Below are 21,254 nucleotides of genomic sequence, written 5' to 3' on the forward strand. Positions count from 1 at the left end.
AGCCGTCTCTGGATGGAATGCACAATGAGATCCCTCGTGGTTTCGCAGACGTCCAACCGCCGGCGTGAGAGGCAAGGGCGGACAAAGATTTCGTGGCAGATAACTGAACGTGTCGGTTGCTGACACGGAATTCGGGCCAAAAGAGGCCTCCTTCTTTGACCTGCCCGTAGCCGCGCCCTACCGATCCGAGGTTAGAACCCCGGTCCGGGAATGCGAAAACGCCCCGCAGTTCTCCTGAGGGAGTACTGCGGGGCGTTCTCAGCAATTCACGTCAACCGTGGAATCACCGGGAGGGCTTACTTGGCCTTCTCGACGATTTCCACCAGGCGCCAGCGCTTGTCAGCCGACAGCGGGCGGGTCTCAGCGATAACAACCAAGTCGCCGATGCCGGCTTCGTTGTTCTCGTCATGAGCCTTGACGTTCTTGTTGCGGCGCATCACCTTGCCGTAGAGGGCGTGCTTCACACGGTCCTCAACGTCAACGACGATGGTCTTCTGCATCTTGTCGGAAACCACGTAACCACGGAGGGTCTTGCGGTAGTTACGCTCGGTTGCGTCAGCCACACCGTTCTCCTTCTCGCTCATTACTTGGCTTCCTTGCCCTTCTTGGTTTCTTCAACCGGGACAACGACTTCCTGGCGAATGCCGAGCTCACGTTCGCGCAGCACAGTGTAAATGCGAGCGATATCGCGCTTGACAGCCTTCAGGTTGCCGTGAGTTTCCAACTGACCGGTAGCCGACTGGAAACGGAGGTTGAACAGCTCGGCCTTGGCCTTCTTCAATTCCTCGTTCAGACGAGCATTGTCGTAGCCATCCAAAGCCTCAATGGTCAGGTCCTTTGAACCAATAGCCATTCCTATTCACCACCCTCACGACGCACGATGCGTGCCTTCAACGGCAGCTTGTGGATTGCCAGGCGCAGGGCCTCGCGAGCTACCTCTTCACTGACGCCGGACAGTTCAAACAGAACGCGTCCCGGCTTGACGTTTGCGACCCACCATTCCGGCGAACCCTTACCGGAACCCATGCGGGTTTCGGCAGGCTTCTTGGTCAGCGGACGGTCCGGGTAAATGTTGATCCAGACCTTACCGCCACGCTTGATGTGGCGGGTCATGGCGATACGGGCGGCTTCAATCTGACGGTTGGTCACGTAGGCCGGGGTCAGAGCCTGGATGCCGTATTCACCGAACGATACGGTGGTTCCGCCCTTGGCAGCACCCGAGCGGTTCGGGTGGTGCTGCTTGCGGTACTTCACACGACGTGGGATAAGCATTTAAGCCTCTCCTCCTTCCGCAGCAGGAGCCTGTGCGGCAGCCTTGTTGCGGTCGTTGCGACGACGACGGTCGCCACCACGGTTCGGGCGGTCACCGCCACGGCCACGTGCCGGAGCGGCAGCGGCCTGCTGTGCAGCCAGTTCCTTGGCGGTTACGTCACCCTTGTAGATCCAGACCTTCACGCCGATGCGGCCGAAGGTGGTCTTGGCTTCGAACTTGCCGAAGTCGATGTTCGCGCGCAGGGTGTGCAGCGGCACACGACCTTCGCGGTAGAACTCCTTGCGCGACATTTCGGCGCCACCCAGGCGGCCCGAGCACTGCACGCGGATGCCCTTGGCACCTGCACGCATTGCCGACTGCATGGCCTTCTTCATCGCGCGGCGGAACGCCACGCGCGAAGCAAGCTGCTCGGCGATGCCCTGGGCAACCAGCTGGGCTTCGATGTCGGGGTTCTTGACCTCGAGGATGTTCAGCTGCACCTGCTTGCCGGTCAGCTTCTCCAGCTCACCGCGGATGCGATCGGCTTCGGCGCCGCGGCGGCCGATGACGATGCCCGGGCGGGCGGTGTGGATGTCCACACGCACGCGGTCACGGGTGCGCTCGATCTCAACGCGGGCGATGCCTGCGCGGTCCATGCCGGTGGACAGCAGTTCGCGGATCTTGACGTCTTCCTTGACAAAATCCTTGTAACGCTGGCCTGGCTTGTTGGAATCGGCGAACCAGTGCGAAACGTGGTCAGTGGTGATGCCGAGACGGAAACCGTTCGGGTTTACCTTCTGTCCCATTTACTTTTCCCCACCCTTCTCCGGGGTTGAAACAACCACGGTGATGTGGCTGGTGCGCTTCTTGATCTGGAAGGCACGACCCTGAGCACGCGGCTGGAACCGCTTCATGGTCGGACCTTCGTCTACAAACGCCTCGCTGATAATCAGCTCGTCCTCATTGAATGCTTCACCTGCGCGGTCCGCGGCGACACGGGCGTTAGCCACTGCCGATGCGACAACCTTGTACACGGGCTCCGAAGCTGCCTGCGGGGCAAACTTCAGAATTGCCAGTGCCTCGTTGGTCTGCAGACCACGAACAAGGTTGACGACGCGCCGGGCCTTCATAGGCGTTACGCGGAGATGACGCGCAATTGCCTTGGCTTCCATTGCTTTCCTTCTCTCGTCTATCGAAGAAGTGCTAAGCGACACTAGATCCCTTCCGGGGCCTAGCGGCGCTTGCCCTTCTTGTCGTCCTTCACGTGGCCACGGAACGTGCGGGTCGAGGCAAACTCACCGAGCTTGTGCCCAACCATCGATTCGGTGACAAACACCGGGATGTGCTTGCGTCCGTCGTGCACGGCGATGGTGTGTCCCAGCATGTCCGGGATGATCATCGAACGGCGGGACCACGTCTTGATGACGTTCTTGGTGCCCTTTTCGTTCTCAGCAACGACCTTCAGGTACAGGTGCTGATCGACGAAGGGGCCTTTCTTCAGGCTGCGTGGCATGTCTCCAGGCTCCTATCGCTTGTTCTTGCCGGTACGACGGCGACGCACAATAAGCTTGTCGCTGTCCTTGTTCGGACGACGGGTGCGTCCTTCACGCTTACCATTGGGGTTGACCGGGTGACGACCACCGGAGGTCTTACCTTCACCACCACCGTGCGGGTGATCGATCGGGTTCATGGCCACACCACGCACGGTCGGGCGGACGCCCTTCCAGCGCATACGGCCGGCCTTGCCCCAGTTGATGTTGATCTGCTCGGCGTTGCCCACTTCGCCGATGGTGGCGCGGCAGCGCACATCGACGTTGCGGATTTCACCCGAAGGCAGGCGCAGCTGGGCGAACTTGCCCTCGCGGGCCACCAGCTGGATGGAGGCACCTGCGGAGCGGGCCATCTTGGCACCGCCACCGGGGCGCAGTTCCACGGCGTGGATCACGGAACCCACCGGGATGTTGCGCAGCGGCAGGTTGTTGCCCGGCTTGATGTCCGCGTTCGGACCAGCTTCCACGATGTCGCCCTGGCTCAGGTGGTTCGGGGCGATGATGTAGCGCTTGGTGCCGTCCACGTAGTGCAGCAGGGCAATACGGGCGGTACGGTTCGGGTCGTACTCGATGTGAGCGACCTTTGCCGGCACGCCGTCCTTGTCCTGGCGACGGAAGTCGATCAGGCGGTAGGCGCGCTTGTGTCCGCCACCCTTGTGACGGGTGGTGATCTTACCGGAGTTGTTGCGGCCGCCAGTCTTGGACAGCGGGCGGACCAGCGACTTTTCCGGAGTCGATCGGGTGATTTCTGCGAAGTCGGCTACCGACGAGCCGCGCAGGCCCGGGGTAGTCGGCTTGTACTTACGAATTCCCATTTATTCTTATTCCTCGTTAAAGTGGTCTCCGCTTAGGAAAGCGGACCGCCGAAGATGTCAATCGAGCCTTCCTTCAGGGTGATGATGGCGCGCTTGGTGTCCTTGCGCGTACCCCACCCGAAGCGGGTGCGCTTGCGCTTACCCGGCCGATTGATGGTGTTTACGGAATCAACCTTCACGTTGAAGATGGCTTCAACGGCGTTCTTGATTTCCGACTTGTTCGAACGCGGGTCGACCATGAAGGTGTACTTACCTTCATCGATCAGACCGTAGCTCTTTTCCGAGACGACCGGTGCGATGACCACGTCGTGCGGAGCCTTTGAGAAGACGCTCACTTGGCTTCCTCCTTCTGAACCAGGGCATCGAATGCAGCCTTGGTGAAGACCACGTCGTCCGAAACCAGAACATCGTAGGTGTTCAGCTGATCCACGTACAGGGCGTGGACCTCAACCAGGTTGCGAACCGACAGTGCGGCCACATCGTTGGCGCGTTCGATCACGAGCAGGACATTCTTGCGCTCGGTCAGCGAACGCAGGGTTGCCAGAGCTTCCTTGGTCGACGGCTGATCGCCGGCCACCAGGTTCTCGATCACGTGGACGCGATCGTAGCGAGCGCGATCAGACAGGGCGCCGCGCAGGGCAGCAGCCTTCATCTTCTTGGGGGTGCGCTGCGAGTAGTCACGCGGGGTCGGACCGTGGACGATGCCACCGCCGGTCATCTGCGGTTCGCGGATCGAGCCCTGACGGGCGCGGCCGGTCCCCTTCTGCTTGAACGGCTTGCGGCCGGCACCGGCAACTTCGGCGCGGGTCTTGACCTTGTGGGTGCCCTGACGTGCGGCGGCCAGCTGTGCAACAACTACCTGGTGCAGCAGCGGCACGTTGGTCTGCACATCGAAGATCTCTGCAGGCAGGTCTACGTTAAGTGCCTTAGACATTTACTTATGCTCCCTTCACAGCGGTGCGTACGAGTACGACGCGGCCGCGAGCGCCTGGAACGGCACCCTTGATCAACAGGAGGTTCTTCTCAGCGTCGATGGCGTGGATGGTCAGGTTCTGCGTGGTGACACGCTCGGCACCCATGCGACCGGCCATCTTCTGTCCACGGAAAACGCGACCGGGAGTGGACGCGCCGCCGATGGAACCTGGCTTGCGGTGGTTCTTGTGCTGACCGTGCGAAGCACCAACACCAGCGAAGTTGTGGCGCTTCATGACGCCGGCAAAGCCCTTACCCTTCGAGGTGCCCACGACGTCGACCTTCTGGCCGGCCTCGAACAGCTCGACGGACAGTTCCTGGCCTGCAGCGTATTCGGCTGCATCGGCGGTGCGGAGTTCTACCAGGTGGCGACGCGGGGTCACACCGGCGGCCTCGAAGTGGCCAGCCAGCGGCTTGGTCACCTTGCGCGGATCGATCTGGCCGTAGCCGATCTGAACTGCGGCGTAACCGTCACGCTCGGCGTTGCGCAGCTGGGTGACAACGTTGCTGTCAGCCTGCACCACGGTGACCGGGATCAGGTTGTTGTTTTCGTCCCAAACCTGGGTCATGCCGAGCTTCGTGCCCAGCAGGCCCTTGACATTACGGGTTGCGGTCATAGTTCTCTCAGCACCTCCCCTAGAGCTTGATTTCGATGTTGACATCCGCCGGCAGGTCGAGACGCATCAGCGAGTCAACGGCCTTCGGGGTCGGATCGACGATGTCGATCAGACGCTTGTGCGTGCGCATTTCGAAGTGCTCACGGCTGTCCTTGTACTTGTGGGGCGAACGGATAACGCAGTACACGTTCTTCTCCGTTGGCAGCGGCACTGGGCCGACCACGGTTGCGCCTGCGCGCGTTACCGTCTCAACGATTTTCCGGGCCGAAACGTCAATGACCTCGTGGTCATACGACTTCAGCCGGATGCGGATCTTCTGTCCCGCCATGGCGTCACGCCTCTTTCTGATAGCACTCTCTACAGTTACTGTGCCCTACGGGCCCTCGCGGACCGGCACGCCTTGCACTGCGACTGAATCCGGATCAGATCCGGGTTCCTCACCCGCAGGAGGCTCCGACCCCCGCGGTCGGGCGTGTCGTGAAGTTTTTGGTCACAACTCTACCCTCGACGCTCACGCGAAGTGCGGGAATCCAATGCATTCGAAGCAGTCGTATCGTTCCCGAACCCCAGGCATTATCCTGGGTGAGTGCCGATCTCGGTCGTTCGAATTCAGTTTTTTGTGCTCTTTCGAGCACGCGGCTGCAATCAAGCAACTTATCCAGTGTGACAGGTTCACCCCCGGGCGCGCAAATCATTTGCCGCCCGGGACCCTGGTGATCTTCGACTCAGCGCCCGCCAGCGCCCCGAAAGGCGCCGAGCAGCGCGCCGGCTTAGTTCCTGCGGTTCTCCACCCTTACCAGCCGGGAAAGCGCCAGCACAATCAACGCTATGGCCACCAAGACCAGCAGCACGAACGCATAGTTGCGCAGGAACCAGACTACCGCCGCTGTGATGGCGACCGCGGCCCACCACATCAGCAACCGCTCCCCCTGGGTCAAGCCCAGGGCCAGCAGTCCGGCGAAGAACAGCAGCACCAGCATCTGGGTCAGTGTTCCGGCATCCAGCACCGAGGCCAACTCGGCGGCACTGCCCAGCGTCGCGCCGGCAATCAGCCAGCCGCGGCCCAGGGCGCGGTGCGGCGCCCAATGACGCAGCCCAATCCCGGCGGCCACCACCGCCAGGTACAGCAGCGCCGCGGAAGCGCCCAGCGGCTCGACCAGCACCCCGTAGCAGCGCAGGGCCACCAGGGCTGCGGCCACGACCACCGCATCGGTGCCATGCTGGCGCCAGGCGCGCGGCAGCTCGTGCAGCCGCGCCACCAGCAGGGCCAGCACCAGCACCAGTGCCCCGCCCAACAGCGGCAACGGTTCGCGGTGCAGCAGGTGGGCCACCGCCCCAGCGGTGAACCCGGAAGCCAGCATTGCGGCGTAGTAGATGCGCGCGGCCTGCCCGCCGGCGTCCGCAGATTTCTGCCAGTGCCGCGGGTAGTGCGGCACCGGCTCCTGGAAGCGGCCGTGCAGTAGTGCCAGGACCAGCAGCACGAGCGCGCCACCCAGCAGGGCCCAACTCAAATCCAGCGTCCGCTCGCTCACCATGGTGCCCGAGCGCAGGGACTGCAGGCCGGTGTCCGCGGCCCCCAGCAGCAATAGCGCAGCTGCCGCCGAGTACAGTCCCATCTGCCGGGTATGCACCAGCAGGATTGAGCCAGCCGCGCCGATCAGGAAGACCAGCGCCAGCCAGCGCAGTTCGGGCTGATAGCCCAGCATGAGAACCAGCGGCACCAGCAACGCCGCCAACCTGATCCACTGGTGGCCCTGTTGCCTGCGGTAGGTCCATTCAAGGCCCAGGGCAACCACCGCCTGGGCGGCGAGCAGCCACATCGCCGCGGTGGCGCCCCACCATCCAGCCCGAACCCAGCCGGTCGTGGAATCGAACGTGGCGGCCGGGACAACGGCTAGCGCCGCCACGGCCAGGCTAACGGGAAGCAGCAGCCACTGCCGGTAGGGCCCGGCACCGAACGCCCAGTGCGCCAGCAGCGCATATCCCAGCCAGAGCAGCAGGCTCAGCAGGATGGTGCCCCGGTCCGTCTGCGGGCCGACAGCATAGGCCAGCAGCAGCAACGGCAACCCCACCAGGATTCCCAGCCCAATGACCCGCAATTCCCCCGGCACCGCTGCACCGCGGCTGCGGGAGAGAACCAGCCGGGCCGCTTGCGGCAGCACCACGCTGAGCAGCAGCACACAGAACTGCCCGTGCAGGTCCAGCTCGAAGTGCTCAACACTCCACCAGGCGGCAACGCTCAATTGGATCTGGGCCAGTGCGGCATGCGTGATTCTCCAGCCCGCCGCGGTACAGCGGGGCAGGGCCGCGATCAGAAAGACAATATTGGCCGCGGCCACCAACGGCGCCAGCCACCAGAAATCCGTGCGCAGTGCCAGGACAAAGTAGCCGCACAACGCCCCAAGCACCGGCGCGTGCACGAACACATCCATGGCCCCACCCGAGGTGGGCAGGCAGCGCCAGGCGACCCAGGCGGTGGCCAGCACCGAGCCGATCAGCACCAGCACCGACCAGCTGCCCGCCGTGACGCCCAGGAAGTGGGCACCGAACGGCAGCTCTCCCTGCAGGCGCAACGCCAGTGCGAACACCACCATCACCAGCAGGCTGGCGGTCACCCGGATCCGCCAGTGCAGGTTCGCCACGGCGGTGCGTTCTGCGTGCCCCGCATTTCGGGCCGAGTAGACCAGCATCCCGGCGGCAGCCGCCCAGATGCCCACCATCGCGGCGCTCGCCACGCCCCGGTCGGAGGCCGGGGCAAACAGGAACTGCAGCAGCTGGGCGCTCTTGGCGCCCACCGCCAACAGGAGCACCCAACGCAATTGCGCACCTAGCAGCGCCCGGGATTCGGGCTGCCGCCGCACGACGGCGCCCAGGCCCGCCATGCCAAGGACCAGTGCTGGCAGCGGCGTCCACTCGTCCTGCCAGTTCTCGGCCAGGGCCAGCAGGGCGAACCCGAACAGCCAGCCGGCCTCCACCAGGGTGCCGCCGCTTCCCGCCAGCCAGCCAAGCAGCACCAGCAGGGCAGGGATGACCAGCAGGGTCAGCCACCAGGTGCCGTGGGCGGAGTACGCATCCCTGGTATACCCGGCGGCCAGCGCCAGCCAGGCGCCGGCCCACAACACCATGCGTTCGGCAACCCGCCAGGTTTGGCTGGCCCCAAAAACCCGCTCATAGGCCGCGGCGAAGTGTTGTACGAGCGCCGCCTGGGCGGCCAGCAGCCCCGCCAGGAGAACCAGGATCACCCGGGTATCGACCTGTGCGTAGTCCAGCCCGAACAGCACCGCCAGCAGGAAGAACGCCCGGGCGGTAGCCAGGTTCCAAAGTCGGTGCCGCTCCTCCAGCCGGGTGCTAAGCACATAGAAGGCGCTCAGCGGCAGGAAGATCCAGAAGAACTCGCGGCTGCTCAACTCATCCAGCATGACCAGGGAGGCCAGGAACACCAGCGGAGGCAGCAGCCGGTAGCTGCTGGAGAGCGCTTGGTGGAATTGTGAGGCGCGCACGGCCGGGCTGCCGATGACCAGCAGGAGCATTGCCACCGCCAGCACCAACAGGGCCAGCAGGTAGGCCAGTACGCCCTGCTGGAGCACCGCGCCGCCGGACATGGCGGTGGAGATCAGAATCAGCACGGCCAGCCAGGCCAGCACCCGGGAGTGCAGCCGCAAAGAGGCGAAGCCGAATGCGAGGGTGCCCACCACGGAGTAGCCCAACCAGATGCCGGTGGGTGGGGTGTGCAGGGTGTTGTAGGTCGCCAGGGCGCATAGGGGCAACAGCGCCAACCCCGTGCCGGTGAAGGCCGCGGCGGCCGGACGCAGGTTGGGTTGGACCCGGTGGACTATCAATCCCGCGGCATAAAATGCTGCGGCGACAACACACAGGCCCACCAGCTTGGCCACCGGGGCCAGGGCGAAGCTGAGGAAGAGTGCGCCGGCCGCCACCAGCAGCAGCGCGGCAACATACAAGGTGATGTTCACGTTGCGCAGTTCGCGTTCGCGCGCGCTCAGCGTCGGGCGGACCGGGACGCTCGGTGCTGCACTCGTGCGCTGGGGGCCGAATTCAATGGCCCGCACCCGGTCGGAGACCTGCCCGCCGCCGGACGCGGGCGTCAGGAACGGAAGCCGGGCGGGGGCAGGGGTTGGCGTGGTTTGCGCGGGCTGCTGGCTCTGCTGGTCGCGTGCGGCGGGCGCAGGATGTTGCCCGGGGGCCGGCGCCGGAGGGGAACCGGCGTGGGCATAAGGATGACCCGGCGCGGGCTGCGTGCTGCCAGCTGCAGCGGAGGGTCCTGGCGCCGCGTCCGGCTCGGAGGCCTGGGCACCTGTGCCAGTGCGCCAGTACGCCGTTGCGGCATCATAGCCCTGTTGCCAGGCCTGGCCGAGCTGCTGGCTGCGGCGGCCGGCGGCGGTGCGCCGTCCGATCAGGAAGGCCACCACCGCGATGATGATGACCAAGATGGTGTAGCCCATGCCGCTCCCCCGTTTTCTTGCGTACGCCGACGTCTGTGAACCTGGATCAATTCAACCAGCTTTTTGACTAAATGTCGGCTTTGCTACGCGTATGGGCATAAAAAATTCCCCGTCACTCCTTGCGGAGTCACGGGGAATTTTTTGAACTTAGACCTCGCGGTCTAGAACATCATCCAGGTACTTACTTGGTGATGTTGGTGACGCGACCCGAACCAACGGTGCGGCCACCCTCGCGGATAGCGAAGCCCAGGCCTTCTTCCATGGCGATCGGCTGGATCAGCTCAACCGACATTTCGGTGTTGTCGCCCGGCATAACCATCTCGGTGCCTTCCGGCAGGGTGATGACGCCGGTGACGTCGGTGGTGCGGAAGTAGAACTGCGGACGGTAGTTCGAGTAGAACGGGTTGTGGCGGCCGCCTTCATCCTTGGACAGGATGTAGACGTTGGCCTCGAAGTTGGTGTGCGGGGTGATCGAACCCGGCTTCACAACAACCTGACCGCGTTCCACGTCTTCGCGCTTCAGACCGCGAAGCAGCAGACCACAGTTCTCGCCTGCCCAGGCCTCGTCGAGCTGCTTGTGGAACATCTCGATACCGGTAACGGTGGTCTTCTGGATCGGGCGGATGCCAACGATCTCAACTTCCGAGTTGATGGCCAGGGTGCCACGCTCGGCGCGGCCGGTCACCACGGTACCGCGACCGGTGATGGTGAAGACGTCCTCGATCGGCATCAGGAACGGCTTGTCACGGTCACGCACCGGATCCGGGATGAAGGTGTCAACGGCATCCATCAGTTCTTCGATGGACTTGGTCCACTCCGGGTCGCCTTCCAGGGCCTTCAGGCCCGAAACGCGGACAACCGGGGCGTCGTCACCGTCGAAGCCCTGCGAGGACAGAAGTTCGCGAACTTCCATCTCCACCAGCTCGAGCAGTTCTTCGTCCTCGACCATGTCGGACTTGTTCAGTGCGACCAGCAGGGTCGGAACGCCAACCTGGCGAGCCAGCAGAACGTGCTCGCGGGTCTGAGCCATCGGACCGTCGGTAGCGGCAACCACCAGGATTGCGCCGTCCATCTGGGCGGCACCGGTGATCATGTTCTTCACGTAGTCAGCGTGGCCCGGGGCGTCGACGTGTGCGTAGTGACGCTTCTCGGTCTGGTACTCGACGTGCGAGATGTTGATGGTAATACCGCGCTGGCGCTCTTCCGGTGCGGAGTCAACGCTAGCGAAGTCGCGCTGCTCGTTCAGATCCGGGTACTTGTCAGCAAGCACCTTGGAAATGGCAGCCGTCAAAGTGGTCTTACCGTGGTCAACGTGACCGATGGTGCCAATGTTGACGTGCGGCTTAGTCCGCTCGAACTTTGCCTTTGCCACAGGTTCCTCCTAGAAACATTTCAGAAGACGTATTTCCGTCTGCGCGGTTCGCAAACGAAACTGGAATCAGTCTACTGGGGGCATGGATAAATATGGAAATTTCGGTCCTCTGCGGGATCCGGTTGTGATGGATCCCTCGTTGGCCGTTTGCGAGGCCGGTTTCAATGGCTTTGGAACCGGCCTCGCGATCGGCCACTCCCCCACACAGGCGGGGTCACGGCCAAGTGTTGGTGCCTGAGGCGATTACTCGCCGCGGGACTTCTGAATGATCTCGTCGGCCACGGCCTTCGGAACTTCAGCATAGGTCGAGAAGGTCATCGAGTACACCGCACGACCCTGGGTCTTCGAGCGCAGGTCACCGATGTAGCCGAACATCTCGGACAGCGGCACTGCGGCACGGATGACCTTGACGCCCGAGGCATCGGACATTTCCTGGATCGAGCCACGGCGGGAGTTCAGGTCGCCGATGACGTCGCCCATGTACTCTTCCGGGGTACGGACTTCGACGGCCATCACTGGTTCGAGCAGGATCGGGTTGGCGCGACGTGCACCTTCCTTGAAGACCTGCGAACCGGCGATCTTGAACGCCATTTCCGAGGAGTCAACGTCGTGGTAGGCACCGTCGATCAGGGTGGCCTTCACGCCGACCATCGGGTAGCCGGCCAGGATGCCGAACTGCATGGCGTCCTGGATACCTGCGTCCACCGACGGGATGTACTCGCGCGGAACGCGGCCACCGGTGATGGCGTTCTTGAATTCGTAGCTGACGCCCTCAACGACCTCAAGCGGCTCGAAGGAGACCTGCACCTTCGCGAACTGGCCGGAACCACCGGTCTGCTTCTTGTGGGTGAAGTCGACCTTCTCCACAGCCTTCTTGATGGTTTCGCGGTAGGCCACCTGCGGCTTGCCGACGTTGGCTTCCACGCGGAATTCGCGCTTCATGCGGTCCACCAGGATGTCCAGGTGCAGCTCGCCCATGCCGCCGATTTCGGTCTGGCCGGTTTCCTCGTTCAGGGAAACGGTGAAGGTCGGGTCTTCCGCCGACAGCTTCTGGATAGCGGTCGACAGCTTCTCCTGGTCACCCTTGGTCTTGGGCTCGATGGCCACGAAGATCACCGGATCCGGGAAGGTCATCGATTCCAGAACGATGGGGTTGGCCGGATCGCACAGGGTGTCACCGGTGGTGGTGTCCTTCAGGCCGATCACGGCGTAGATGTGACCCGCGTGGATCTCATCAACCGGGTTCTCCTTGTTGGCGTGCATCTGGAACAGCTTGCCGATGCGCTCGCGCTTCTGCTTGGTGGAGTTCAGCAGCTGGGCGCCGGAGGCGACCTTGCCCGAGTACACGCGGATGAAGTTCAGCTGACCGAAGAACGGGTGGGCAGCGATCTTGAACGCCAGCGCGGAGAACGGTGCGTCCTCGCTCGGCTCGCGGGTCAGTTCGATGCTCTCGTCCTTGGGGTCGTGCCCAACCATGGCCTCGACGTCCAGCGGGGAAGGCAGGTAGTCGATGACCGCGTCGATCATCGGCTGCACGCCACGGTTCTTGAAGGCCGAGCCACAGAACACCGGGTAGGCTTCGCCCTTGACGGTCAGGGCGCGGATACCGGCCTTGATCTCTTCATTGCTCAGCTCTTCGCCCTCGAGGTACTTCTCCATGAGTTCCTCGGAGGCCTCGGCGACGTCCTCAACCAGCTTGTTGCGGTATTCCTCGGCACGCTCCTGCAGATCGGCAGGGATTTCCTGGATCTCGTAGTTGGCGCCCATGGTGACGTCACCCTTGGAGTCGCCTTCCCAGACGAATGCCTTCATGGTCAGCAGGTCAACAACGCCGACGAAGTCGGACTCGGAGCCGATCGGCAGCTGCATGACCAGCGGCTTGGCACCCAGGCGGTTGACGATGGTGTCCACGGTGAAGTAGAAGTCAGCGCCCAGCTTGTCCATCTTGTTGACGAAGCAGATACGCGGGACGTTGTACTTGTCGGCCTGGCGCCACACAGTCTCGGACTGCGGCTCCACGCCTTCCTTGCCGTCGAAGACGGCAACTGCACCGTCGAGCACGCGCAGCGAACGTTCCACCTCAACGGTGAAGTCAACGTGGCCGGGGGTGTCGATGATGTTGATCTGGTTGTTGTTCCAGAAGCAAGTCACGGCCGCGGAGGTAATGGTGATACCGCGTTCCTTTTCCTGCTCCATCCAGTCGGTGGTGGCACCACCGTCGTGGGTCTCACCGAGCTTGTGGTTCACACCCGTGTAGAACAGGATGCGCTCAGTGGTGGTGGTCTTACCGGCATCGATGTGTGCCATGATACCGATATTGCGGACCTTGTTCAGGTCAGTAAGCACGTCCTGTGCCACGTTGTCTCCCTAAGAGCTGAGGCTTGGCATGGCCGGCGGCGGGTTCCCGCCGCCGGCGACGCCAGGCGATTCTTACCAGCGGTAGTGTGCGAAGGCCTTGTTGGACTCGGCCATCTTGTGAGTGTCTTCGCGACGCTTCACAGCGGCACCCAGACCGTTCGAGGCATCCAGAATCTCGTTCTGCAGGCGCTCGATCATGGTCTTCTCGCGACGAGCCTTGGAGTAGCCAACCAGCCAGCGCAGGGCCAGCGCGGTGGCGCGGCCCGGCTTGACCTCGACCGGCACCTGGTAGGTTGCGCCACCCACACGGCGGGAGCGAACCTCTAGGGCCGGACGGATGTTGTCCATGGCCTTCTTCAAGGTCGAAACGGCATCGGCGCCCGACTTGGCGGCGGCACCTTCCAGTGCACCGTAGACGATGCGCTCGGCGGTGGACTTCTTGCCACCGACCAGCACCTTGTTGATCAGCTGGGTGACCAACGGCGAGTCGTATACCGGATCAGAAACCAGTGGGCGCTTCGGCGCCGGACCCTTACGCGGCATTACTTACCATCCTTCTTTGCGCCGTAGCGGGAACGAGCCTGCTTACGATCCTTAACGCCCTGGGTATCCAGTGCACCACGAACAATCTTGTAGCGAACGCCCGGCAGGTCCTTCACACGACCACCGCGCACCAGCACGATGGAGTGTTCCTGCAGGTTGTGTCCGACACCCGGGATGTAGGCGGTCACTTCGACGCCGCCGGACAGGCGCACACGGGCAACCTTACGCAGAGCGGAGTTCGGCTTCTTAGGGGTGGTGGTGTACACACGGGTGCACACGCCACGACGCATGGGGTTGCCGCGCAGGGCAGGGGCCTTGCCCTTGTTTACCTGCGGCTGGCGGCCCTTACGGACCAGCTGCTGAATAGTAGGCACTTTCGTGTCCTTCCAATTTTCTAAAATTCTTCGGCGCCGCCGATCCATCGGATGACGGGTACTGCTGCGCTATCTGCTCGTTCCATCGCGCACTCAGCGAAAAGTCTCTAGGCGTGCGAAAGTGTGGCATTCGTTGCGCAACCTACCCGCAACCCGGACCGCGTCCATTTTGCCACACATAAAACAATTGTTACGAGTCTAGCATTAATCCTGCCAGCCCCGAAAATCCAGGATTCAAAGCCCACATGACCAGTTGATTGCCAGTTCGCAAACCCTTGTCCTGCAGGCGTTGAGCCCCGGAGTGTCTCACCTACTATTTTCGCATGTGCCCCACGACCCAGCAATGGGATGTGCCTCACTATCATTCGGGCTATCCGCGTGCCGGCTGTGGCGCCGGGGCGATTCATCCCCGGCCATACCCTGCGGCGAGCGGACTACCCTCGACTGACCTACTGACAGAGGCCGAACACGCCAACAAGAACGATGAGCGGCATACCGACCGGGGGCCCGGCTCAATATTGTTGCCGCGGGAGGACACCCAATGTTCGGCTGGGCAAGCTTCCGAAGAAGCGAGGCGTGCTCGCGGAGGCGCGCGAGCACCGTGCCGCCTACCATGCCGCGTCGCCGGCTGGCATCCGCGGCGTGCGGGGTTGAATCGTCCAGCGGGCGGCAGTGTGCGGCCGTCCGCAAACCTCGGAAGGCAGCGCCACGCACATCTGCACTCCGCTCCCCCTGGCTCCCCAAAGCCGCCTGTTGCGCACCCAAGAGTTGTAATAGCACCGGGTGTAAATACTACTAGTCGCGCTTTTCTGTCCCGCTGATTATCGACAGTGGAGATCCCTCTACTGCCGGGGATCATGGCGTAGGCCGCTCGCTCACCGTCGGCTTCGCGCAACCCAGCCTTTCGCCTGCCTGCGCCGCGCCTGGGGCTAGGCTGACGGTACCTGGCAAAACCTAGAAGCACGGATGTCGCTCCTCGACCCGCTCACGGAGTTCGTGCCGGTACACGCGAGCATTGTGGTCATTTTCCGAAGCCGGCTGCACACAAGCCATCGAGACTCCAGGCCTGCGCAGCCGGCCATGGACATGAAAATTTCCGAAGGTGACTGCACAGGGCTGGACTTTGCGCAATAGTCCAATGTACTAACCTGCGCAGAAAATAAATGACCGACCCTACTTGATGGGTTCATTGCTCGCCTGAGAGCGCGGTACACGGTCGATCTAGCCACCGAGAACAGTTCTCCAAGTTCTGTCGTTGTCTGGTTCCCAGCGCGATGCAGCTCTACTAGATGTGCTTCTTGCTTGCTGGAAAGTCTGGGCGGCTTGCCGCGTAGTCTGCCTTTTGTCCTTGCAACAGCCATGCCCTCACGCGTGCGTGCCCGGATCAGATCTGCCTCAAACTCGGCAACCATAGCCAGGACGTTGAACAGGAGCTTACCTACAAGGTCGATGGGGTCGTGGACTGATCCGCCGATGCTGAGCTTCACCTCGCGGCCGGTGAGTTCATCAACGATGTCTATCGCGTCGCGCAAGGATCGCGCCATCCGGTCAAGCTTCATCACCACCAACGTATCCCCAGCACGGCAAGCGGCCATCGCCTCGCTGAGCCCGGACCGCGCCCTATTCGTGCCAGTGCGGCCTTGATCAGTGAAGTTCTTCTCAGGAGCCACGCCCGAGGCCATAAGCGCGTTCTTTAGGGCGGTGAGGTCTTGGTCGTTAGTGGATACGCGCGCGTACCCGATACGGAGTCCGGTCATGATTGGGAGCGTCCCGTTTAGGGTGCCTCTACCGGGCATTTTCTCGGTCGGGTCATACGGGAGTCGGGCGGACCCGGAAACCTGCCAGTGTTGCCAGGACCCGAAGTTGTCCGCACTTGTACCAGTGAACGACCGGCTTGCGGGACGGCATGGGAGCATTGTGGAATGCTAATCTTTGACCTTCGTCCGCTACCAGCCGGACAAGTGGAATTGCATGATGCACGACGGAAACGCCGCTGGACCGTCGATCTAGAACCTTTCGAGATCGGGGCCACTTCCGTCACCACCGCGCAGTACGCGCAACTGATGGGTACCAGCGAAACAGGCTCCCAGGAACCCGTGGTGGATATCAACTGGTTAGAAGCCATCCTGTTTTGCAACGCAGCGTCAATGAATGAAGGACTTGCCCCTGCATACATCCTCGAAGCCGGTGAGGCGACTTGGCAGACCAACGCCTCTGGGTACCGCTTGCCCACGGAAGCCGAATGGGAATACGCCTGCCGCGCCGGCACAACGGGGCCACATTACGGCCCCCTCGATGCCATTGGGTGGACAGCAAATGACAAGGTAGAGAAACCGCAAGAAGTTGGTCAAAAACTGCCCAATGCCTTCGGACTCCACGACACCCTTGGAAACGTATGGGAATGGTGTTGGGATCTACTCGATCCGGCCCGCTACGGAGAGTACCGGATCTTCCGCGGGGGAGGTTTCGCTGATAAGTCGTGGAGCGTGCGGGCTTCGACGCGTCGGGGTGGTGCGCCTGGGATGAGCCACCCGGACCTTGGTCTGCGCATGGCACGGGGTGTCTTCGATGATGCACAGGCAGCGCAAGGCTGGTCAGCCGATGCTGATTCTGAACGGGGAAAGATCACTGGCATGCTGCCATCGGGATGGACGCCCCGGGGATACTGAGACTGACCAAAGCAGGCCAGCCCATGTACACGGCGGCGGGTGTCCCACAGAAGGTTCCCCTTGCGGACGGATCAGCCTAGTGCCGAGGACTGCGGACAAAAGTTCTGAGGACTTCGGAAACTGACAGTTCTCGTACTGCGGTCCCCTCCCCTGCCTCGCCTCACTCCGGCAACGCGCTCGCTCTACGCACGGGTCACCCATCCGAGGGTTGCCGGATCCTGTTCACGGCTGAGCCGCAGGGTTTGGTGTCCACCGCTGGGCAAAGTCCTTAACGGGCGAAGCCCGTCCCCACCGCAAAAGAGCGGTGGGAACGGGCTTCGCCATCTGGAGCCGACGGGGCTGCTTCCGGTTTAGCGGAAGTCCTGCCCGGTATCGTAGTCATCCATCGAGATGGCCTGGAACTCGGGCGAGAGCCCGCCGTCCAGTCCGTCGTCGTACAGGCCCGAGGAGAAGGCCGAGGTGCCGGTGAACAACGTGGCCTTGGCCTCGTCGGTCGGCTCCACGGTGACCTGGGTGTAGCGGTCCAGGCCGGTACCGGCCGGGATCAGCTTACCGATGATCACGTTCTCCTTCAGACCCAGCAGCGGATCTTCCTTGCCCTCCATGGCGGCCTGGGTCAGTACGCGGGTGGTCTCCTGGAAGGAGGCCGCGGACAGCCACGAGTCGGTCGCCAGCGAGGCCTTGGTGATGCCCATCATCTCGTCACGGCCGGCTGCCGGACGCTTGCCCTCGGCCACGGCCTTGCGGTTCGCGGCGGTGAAGCGGGCACGGTCGGCCAGCACACCCGGCAGCAGGTCGGTCTCACCGGACTCAATGACGGTGATGCGACGCAGCATCTGGCGCACGATGACTTCCACGTGCTTGTCGTGGATGCCCACACCCTGGGACTGGTACACGTCCTGGACCTCGCGGACCAGGAACTTCTGGGCCTCACGCGGGCCGAGGACGCGAAGAACCTGCTTCGGGTCCAGGGTACCGCTGGTCAGCTGGGTACCGGCCTGCACGTGCTGGCCTTCCTCAACCTCCAGGCGCGCACGGCGCAGGATCGGGTAGGCCTGCTTCTCATCCCCGTTGTCCGGGGTGATGATCACGCGCAGCTGCTTCTCGTCGTCCTCGATCGACACGCGACCGGTGACTTCGGCCATCGGAGCCACACCCTTGGGGGTACGGGCTTCGAAGAGCTCCTGGATACGGGGCAGACCCTGGGTGATGTCATCAGCCGAGGCCACACCACCGGTGTGGAAGGTACGCATGGTCAGCTGGGTACCGGGTTCACCGATGGACTGTGCGGCGATGATGCCCACGGCCTCGCCGATGTCCACGGTCTTGCCGGTGGCCAGCGAACGGCCGTAGCAGTGTGCACAGGTTCCCACGGCCGAGTCACAGGTCAGCACGGAGCGTACGCGGATCTCATCCACGCCCGCGTCGTACAGCTTCTGGATCAGCACGTCGCCCACGTCCGAGCCGGCTTCGGCCAGCACGTTGCCCTCGGCGTCCTTGACGTCGGTGGCCAGCGTGCGGGTGTACGCCGAGTTCTCCACGGTGTCGTGCAGCTTGCGGAAACCGGCGATGTCCTCGGCGATCGGCACGGTCAGGCCGCGGCGGGTGCCGCAGTCCTCCTCGCGCACGATGACGTCCTGGGACACGTCCACCAGACGACGGGTGAGGTAACCGGAGTTCGCGGTCTTCAGCGCGGTATCCGCCAGGCCCTTACGGGCACCGTGGGTCGCGATGAAGTACTCCAGCACCGACAGGCCCTCACGGTAGGAGGACTTGATCGGGCGGGGAATGATTTCACCCTTCGGGTTGGACACCAGGCCGCGGATACCGGCAATCTGGCGCAGTTGCAGCCAGTTACCACGGGCCTTGGAGGTCACCATGCGGTTAATGGTGTTCAGTTCCTCCATGCCCTCCTTCATCGCGTCGGCGACCTCGTCGGTGGCCTTGGTCCAGATGTCAATCAGGTCCTGGCGACGTTCGGTGTCGGCGATCAGGCCCTTGTCGTAGGAGGCCTGCACCTTGCGGGCACGCTCCTCGTACGGGGCCAGGATGGCGGTCTTGTCCATGTTCGAGGTGATGTCCGAGATCGCCACGGTCACGCCCGAACGGGTTGCCCAGTGGAAACCGGCGTCCTTCAGGTTGTCCAGGGTCTCGGCGGCAATCACCTTCGGGTAGCGCTCGGCCAGGTCGTTGACGATCTCCGAAAGCGCGTCCTTGCCCGCCACCTTGGCAACCCACGGGTAGTCGGCCGGCAGGGTGTCGTTGAACAGCACCTGGCCCAGCGAGGAGTCGATCAGCGCCGGGGTGCCCTCTTCCCAGCCTTCCGGAGCAGGCTGCTCGGCGGACGGGACGAAGTTCTCCACGCGGATCTTGATCGGGGCGTTCAGGTGCAGGTCCCCACGGTCCATGGCCATGATGGCCTCGGCGACCGAGGTGAACACGCGCCCGGCACCCTTCTCCTGCTCACGCTTGGTGGTCAGGTGGTGCAGGCCGATGATCATATCCTGCGACGGCAGGGCGACCGGACGGCCGTCCGACGGCTTGAGGATGTTGTGCGAGGAGAGCATCAGGATGCGCGCCTCGGCCTGGGCCTCGGGGCTCAGCGGCAGGTGCACTGCCATCTGGTCGCCGTCGAAGTCCGCGTTGAACGCGGCACACACCAGCGGGTGCAGCTGCAGGGCCTTGCCTTCGACCAGCTGGGGTTCGAAGGCCTGGATGCCCAGGCGGTGCAGGGTGGGTGCACGGTTGAGCAGCACCGGGTGTTCGGTGATGATCTCTTCGAGCACGTCCCACACCTGCGGGCGGTAGCGCTCCACCATCCGCTTGGCGCTCTTGATGTTCTGCGCGTGGTTCAGGTCAACCAGGCGCTTCATCACGAACGGCTTGAACAGCTCCAGGGCCATCTGCTTGGGCAGACCGCACTGGTGCAGCTTCAGCTGCGGGCCGACCACGATGACCGAACGGCCCGAGTAGTCAACACGCTTACCCAGCAGGTTCTGGCGGAAGCGGCCCTGCTTGCCCTTGAGCATGTCGGACAGGGACTTCAGCGGGCGGTTGCCCGGGCCGGTGACCGGGCGGCCACGGCGTCCGTTGTCGAACAGCGAGTCGACCGCTTCCTGCAGCATGCGCTTTTCGTTGTTCACGATGATCTCGGGGGCACCGAGATCCAGCAGGCGCTTGAGGCGGTTGTTGCGGTTGATCACACGACGGTACAGGTCGTTCAGGTCCGAGGTGGCGAAGCGGCCACCGTCGAGCTGAACCATCGGGCGCAGCTCCGGCGGGATCACCGGAACGGCGTCCAGGACCATGCCCTCGGGCGAGTTGTCCGTGGTGAGGAACGCGTTGATGACGTTCAGGCGCTTCAGGGCACGGGTCTTCTTCTGGCCCTTGCCGTTGTCGATGATCTGCTTGAGGTTCTCGGCCTCGCCCTTCAGGTCGAAGGTGGCCAGGCGCTTCTGGATTGCCTCGGCACCCATCGAGCCCTCGAAGTACAGGCCGTACTTCTCGCGCATGATGCGGTACAGGCCCTCGTCACCTTCAAGGTCGGCGACCTTCAGGCCCTTGAAGCGCTCCCAGACGGCGCGCAGGCGCTCGGCCTCGGCCTTGGAACGCTTCTCGATCTGCTGAACGGTCTTCTCCGCGTTGGTGCGGGCCTTGTTCAGCTCGGCACCCTTGGCGCCGCCGGCCTCCAGGCGCTCCAGCTCGGCTTCCAGGTCCGCCAGCACGGCACGCTTGTCCGCTTCGGCGTTGTTGGCCAGCTGGCGCAGCTCCAGGTCGTGCTGGGCCTGCAGGTTCGGCATCTCGGCGTGGCGACGGTCTTCGTTCACGCTGGTGATCATGTAGGCGGCGAAGTAGATGACCTTCTCCAGGTCCTTCGGCGCCAGATCCAGCAGGTAGCCCAAGCGCGAGGGAACGCCCTTGAAGTACCAGATGTGGGTGACCGGAGCGGCCAGCTCGATGTGGCCCATGCGCTCACGGCGCACGTTGGCGCGGGTCACCTCGACGCCGCAGCGCTCACAGATGATGCCCTTGAAGCGCACGCGCTTGTACTTGCCGCAGTAGCATTCCCAGTCGCGCGAGGGACCGAAGATCTTCTCGCAGAACAGGCCGTCCTTCTCGGGCTTCAGGGTGCGGTAGTTAATGGTTTCCGGCTTCTTGACCTCGCCGTAGCTCCAGGCGCGGATCTGTTCCGCGGTGGCAAGGCCGATGCGCATGAGGCCGAATGAGGAATCGCTGGACATATGGTCCTTATCTCTCTTCTCTGGTGTCTGA

18 protein-coding genes and 1 pseudogene are annotated in these 21,254 nt (G+C 63.2%); 1 reads left to right on the forward strand and 18 read right to left on the reverse strand.

Annotated features, from left to right (window positions below):
• Positions 1-296 precede the first annotated feature (296 nt).
• From rpsQ to GcLGCM259_RS10775, 17 genes and pseudogenes are all read right to left on the reverse strand, one after another.
• Entirely contained in the window at positions 297-584 is a 288-nt protein-coding gene (rpsQ, locus tag GcLGCM259_RS10695; RefSeq protein WP_054820637.1) for a 30S ribosomal protein S17, read from the reverse strand.
• Positions 584-853: a 50S ribosomal protein L29 gene (rpmC, locus tag GcLGCM259_RS10700; protein WP_054820636.1), complete on the reverse strand. Its 270-nt coding sequence runs from the start codon at positions 851-853 to the stop codon at positions 584-586. Before rpmC ends, rpsQ begins: the two co-directional genes overlap by 1 nt.
• Positions 854-855: 2 nt before the next feature.
• Positions 856-1,272 carry a 50S ribosomal protein L16 gene (gene rplP / locus GcLGCM259_RS10705; protein ID WP_054820635.1) on the reverse strand — a complete coding sequence of 139 codons (417 nt, stop codon included), beginning with the start codon at positions 1,270-1,272 and terminating at the stop codon, positions 856-858.
• Positions 1,273-2,058, reverse strand: coding sequence for a 30S ribosomal protein S3 (gene rpsC, locus GcLGCM259_RS10710; protein ID WP_054820634.1), 786 nt, complete (start codon positions 2,056-2,058; stop codon positions 1,273-1,275).
• Positions 2,059-2,424 (reverse strand): 50S ribosomal protein L22, encoded by a 366-nt coding sequence (rplV, locus tag GcLGCM259_RS10715; RefSeq protein ID WP_138177193.1) that lies wholly within the window; start codon positions 2,422-2,424, stop codon positions 2,059-2,061.
• Positions 2,425-2,483: 59 nt separating this feature from the next.
• The gene (rpsS, locus tag GcLGCM259_RS10720; RefSeq protein ID WP_054820632.1) at positions 2,484-2,765 is read right to left on the reverse strand and encodes a 30S ribosomal protein S19; all 282 of its coding nucleotides are present in this window, start codon (positions 2,763-2,765) and stop codon (positions 2,484-2,486) included.
• Between the two features lie 12 nt (positions 2,766-2,777).
• Complete coding sequence (rplB, locus tag GcLGCM259_RS10725; RefSeq protein ID WP_138177190.1) at positions 2,778-3,617, reverse strand: 50S ribosomal protein L2; 840 nt, start codon at positions 3,615-3,617, stop codon at positions 2,778-2,780.
• Between the two features lie 32 nt (positions 3,618-3,649).
• Positions 3,650-3,952, reverse strand: coding sequence for a 50S ribosomal protein L23 (gene rplW, locus GcLGCM259_RS10730; RefSeq protein ID WP_054820631.1), 303 nt, complete (start codon positions 3,950-3,952; stop codon positions 3,650-3,652).
• Entirely contained in the window at positions 3,949-4,551 is a 603-nt protein-coding gene (rplD, locus tag GcLGCM259_RS10735) for a 50S ribosomal protein L4 (protein ID WP_138177187.1), read from the reverse strand. The genes rplW and rplD overlap by 4 nt, the downstream gene beginning before the upstream one ends.
• Positions 4,552-4,555: 4 nt before the next feature.
• Positions 4,556-5,206: a 50S ribosomal protein L3 gene (gene rplC, locus GcLGCM259_RS10740; RefSeq protein ID WP_054820630.1), complete on the reverse strand. Its 651-nt coding sequence runs from the start codon at positions 5,204-5,206 to the stop codon at positions 4,556-4,558.
• A 19-nt stretch (positions 5,207-5,225) separates the two neighbouring features.
• Positions 5,226-5,534, reverse strand: coding sequence for a 30S ribosomal protein S10 (gene rpsJ / locus GcLGCM259_RS10745; protein WP_013349689.1), 309 nt, complete (start codon positions 5,532-5,534; stop codon positions 5,226-5,228).
• A 442-nt stretch (positions 5,535-5,976) separates the two neighbouring features.
• Entirely contained in the window at positions 5,977-9,666 is a 3,690-nt protein-coding gene (locus GcLGCM259_RS10750) for a hypothetical protein (RefSeq protein WP_138926602.1), read from the reverse strand.
• Positions 9,667-9,847: 181 nt separating this feature from the next.
• Complete coding sequence (tuf, locus tag GcLGCM259_RS10755) at positions 9,848-11,038, reverse strand: elongation factor Tu (RefSeq protein WP_138177181.1); 1,191 nt, start codon at positions 11,036-11,038, stop codon at positions 9,848-9,850.
• Positions 11,039-11,281: 243 nt separating this feature from the next.
• On the reverse strand, positions 11,282-13,396 hold the full coding sequence (fusA, locus tag GcLGCM259_RS10760; RefSeq protein WP_138177178.1) for an elongation factor G: 2,115 nt from the start codon (positions 13,394-13,396) through the stop codon (positions 11,282-11,284).
• Positions 13,397-13,468: 72 nt separating this feature from the next.
• The gene (gene rpsG, locus GcLGCM259_RS10765) at positions 13,469-13,939 is read right to left on the reverse strand and encodes a 30S ribosomal protein S7 (RefSeq protein ID WP_054820669.1); all 471 of its coding nucleotides are present in this window, start codon (positions 13,937-13,939) and stop codon (positions 13,469-13,471) included.
• Entirely contained in the window at positions 13,939-14,313 is a 375-nt protein-coding gene (gene rpsL, locus GcLGCM259_RS10770; protein ID WP_054820670.1) for a 30S ribosomal protein S12, read from the reverse strand. Before rpsL ends, rpsG begins: the two co-directional genes overlap by 1 nt.
• A 1,190-nt stretch (positions 14,314-15,503) precedes the next feature.
• A pseudogene (locus tag GcLGCM259_RS10775) lies at positions 15,504-16,070 on the reverse strand (recombinase family protein); the annotation flags it as partial.
• Positions 16,071-16,235: 165 nt separating this feature from the next.
• Here GcLGCM259_RS10775 and GcLGCM259_RS10780 point away from each other — a divergent pair.
• Positions 16,236-16,982: a formylglycine-generating enzyme family protein gene (locus GcLGCM259_RS10780; protein ID WP_138926604.1), complete on the forward strand. Its 747-nt coding sequence runs from the start codon at positions 16,236-16,238 to the stop codon at positions 16,980-16,982.
• Between the two features lie 350 nt (positions 16,983-17,332).
• Here GcLGCM259_RS10780 and GcLGCM259_RS10785 read toward each other — a convergent pair whose 3' ends face one another.
• Positions 17,333-21,223 carry a DNA-directed RNA polymerase subunit beta' gene (locus GcLGCM259_RS10785; RefSeq protein WP_138177170.1) on the reverse strand — a complete coding sequence of 1,297 codons (3,891 nt, stop codon included), beginning with the start codon at positions 21,221-21,223 and terminating at the stop codon, positions 17,333-17,335.
• Positions 21,224-21,254 lie beyond the last annotated feature (31 nt).

The sequence above is a fragment of the Glutamicibacter creatinolyticus genome, assembly GCF_006094275.1.
Classification (GTDB): Bacteria; Actinomycetota; Actinomycetes; order Actinomycetales; family Micrococcaceae; genus Glutamicibacter; species Glutamicibacter creatinolyticus.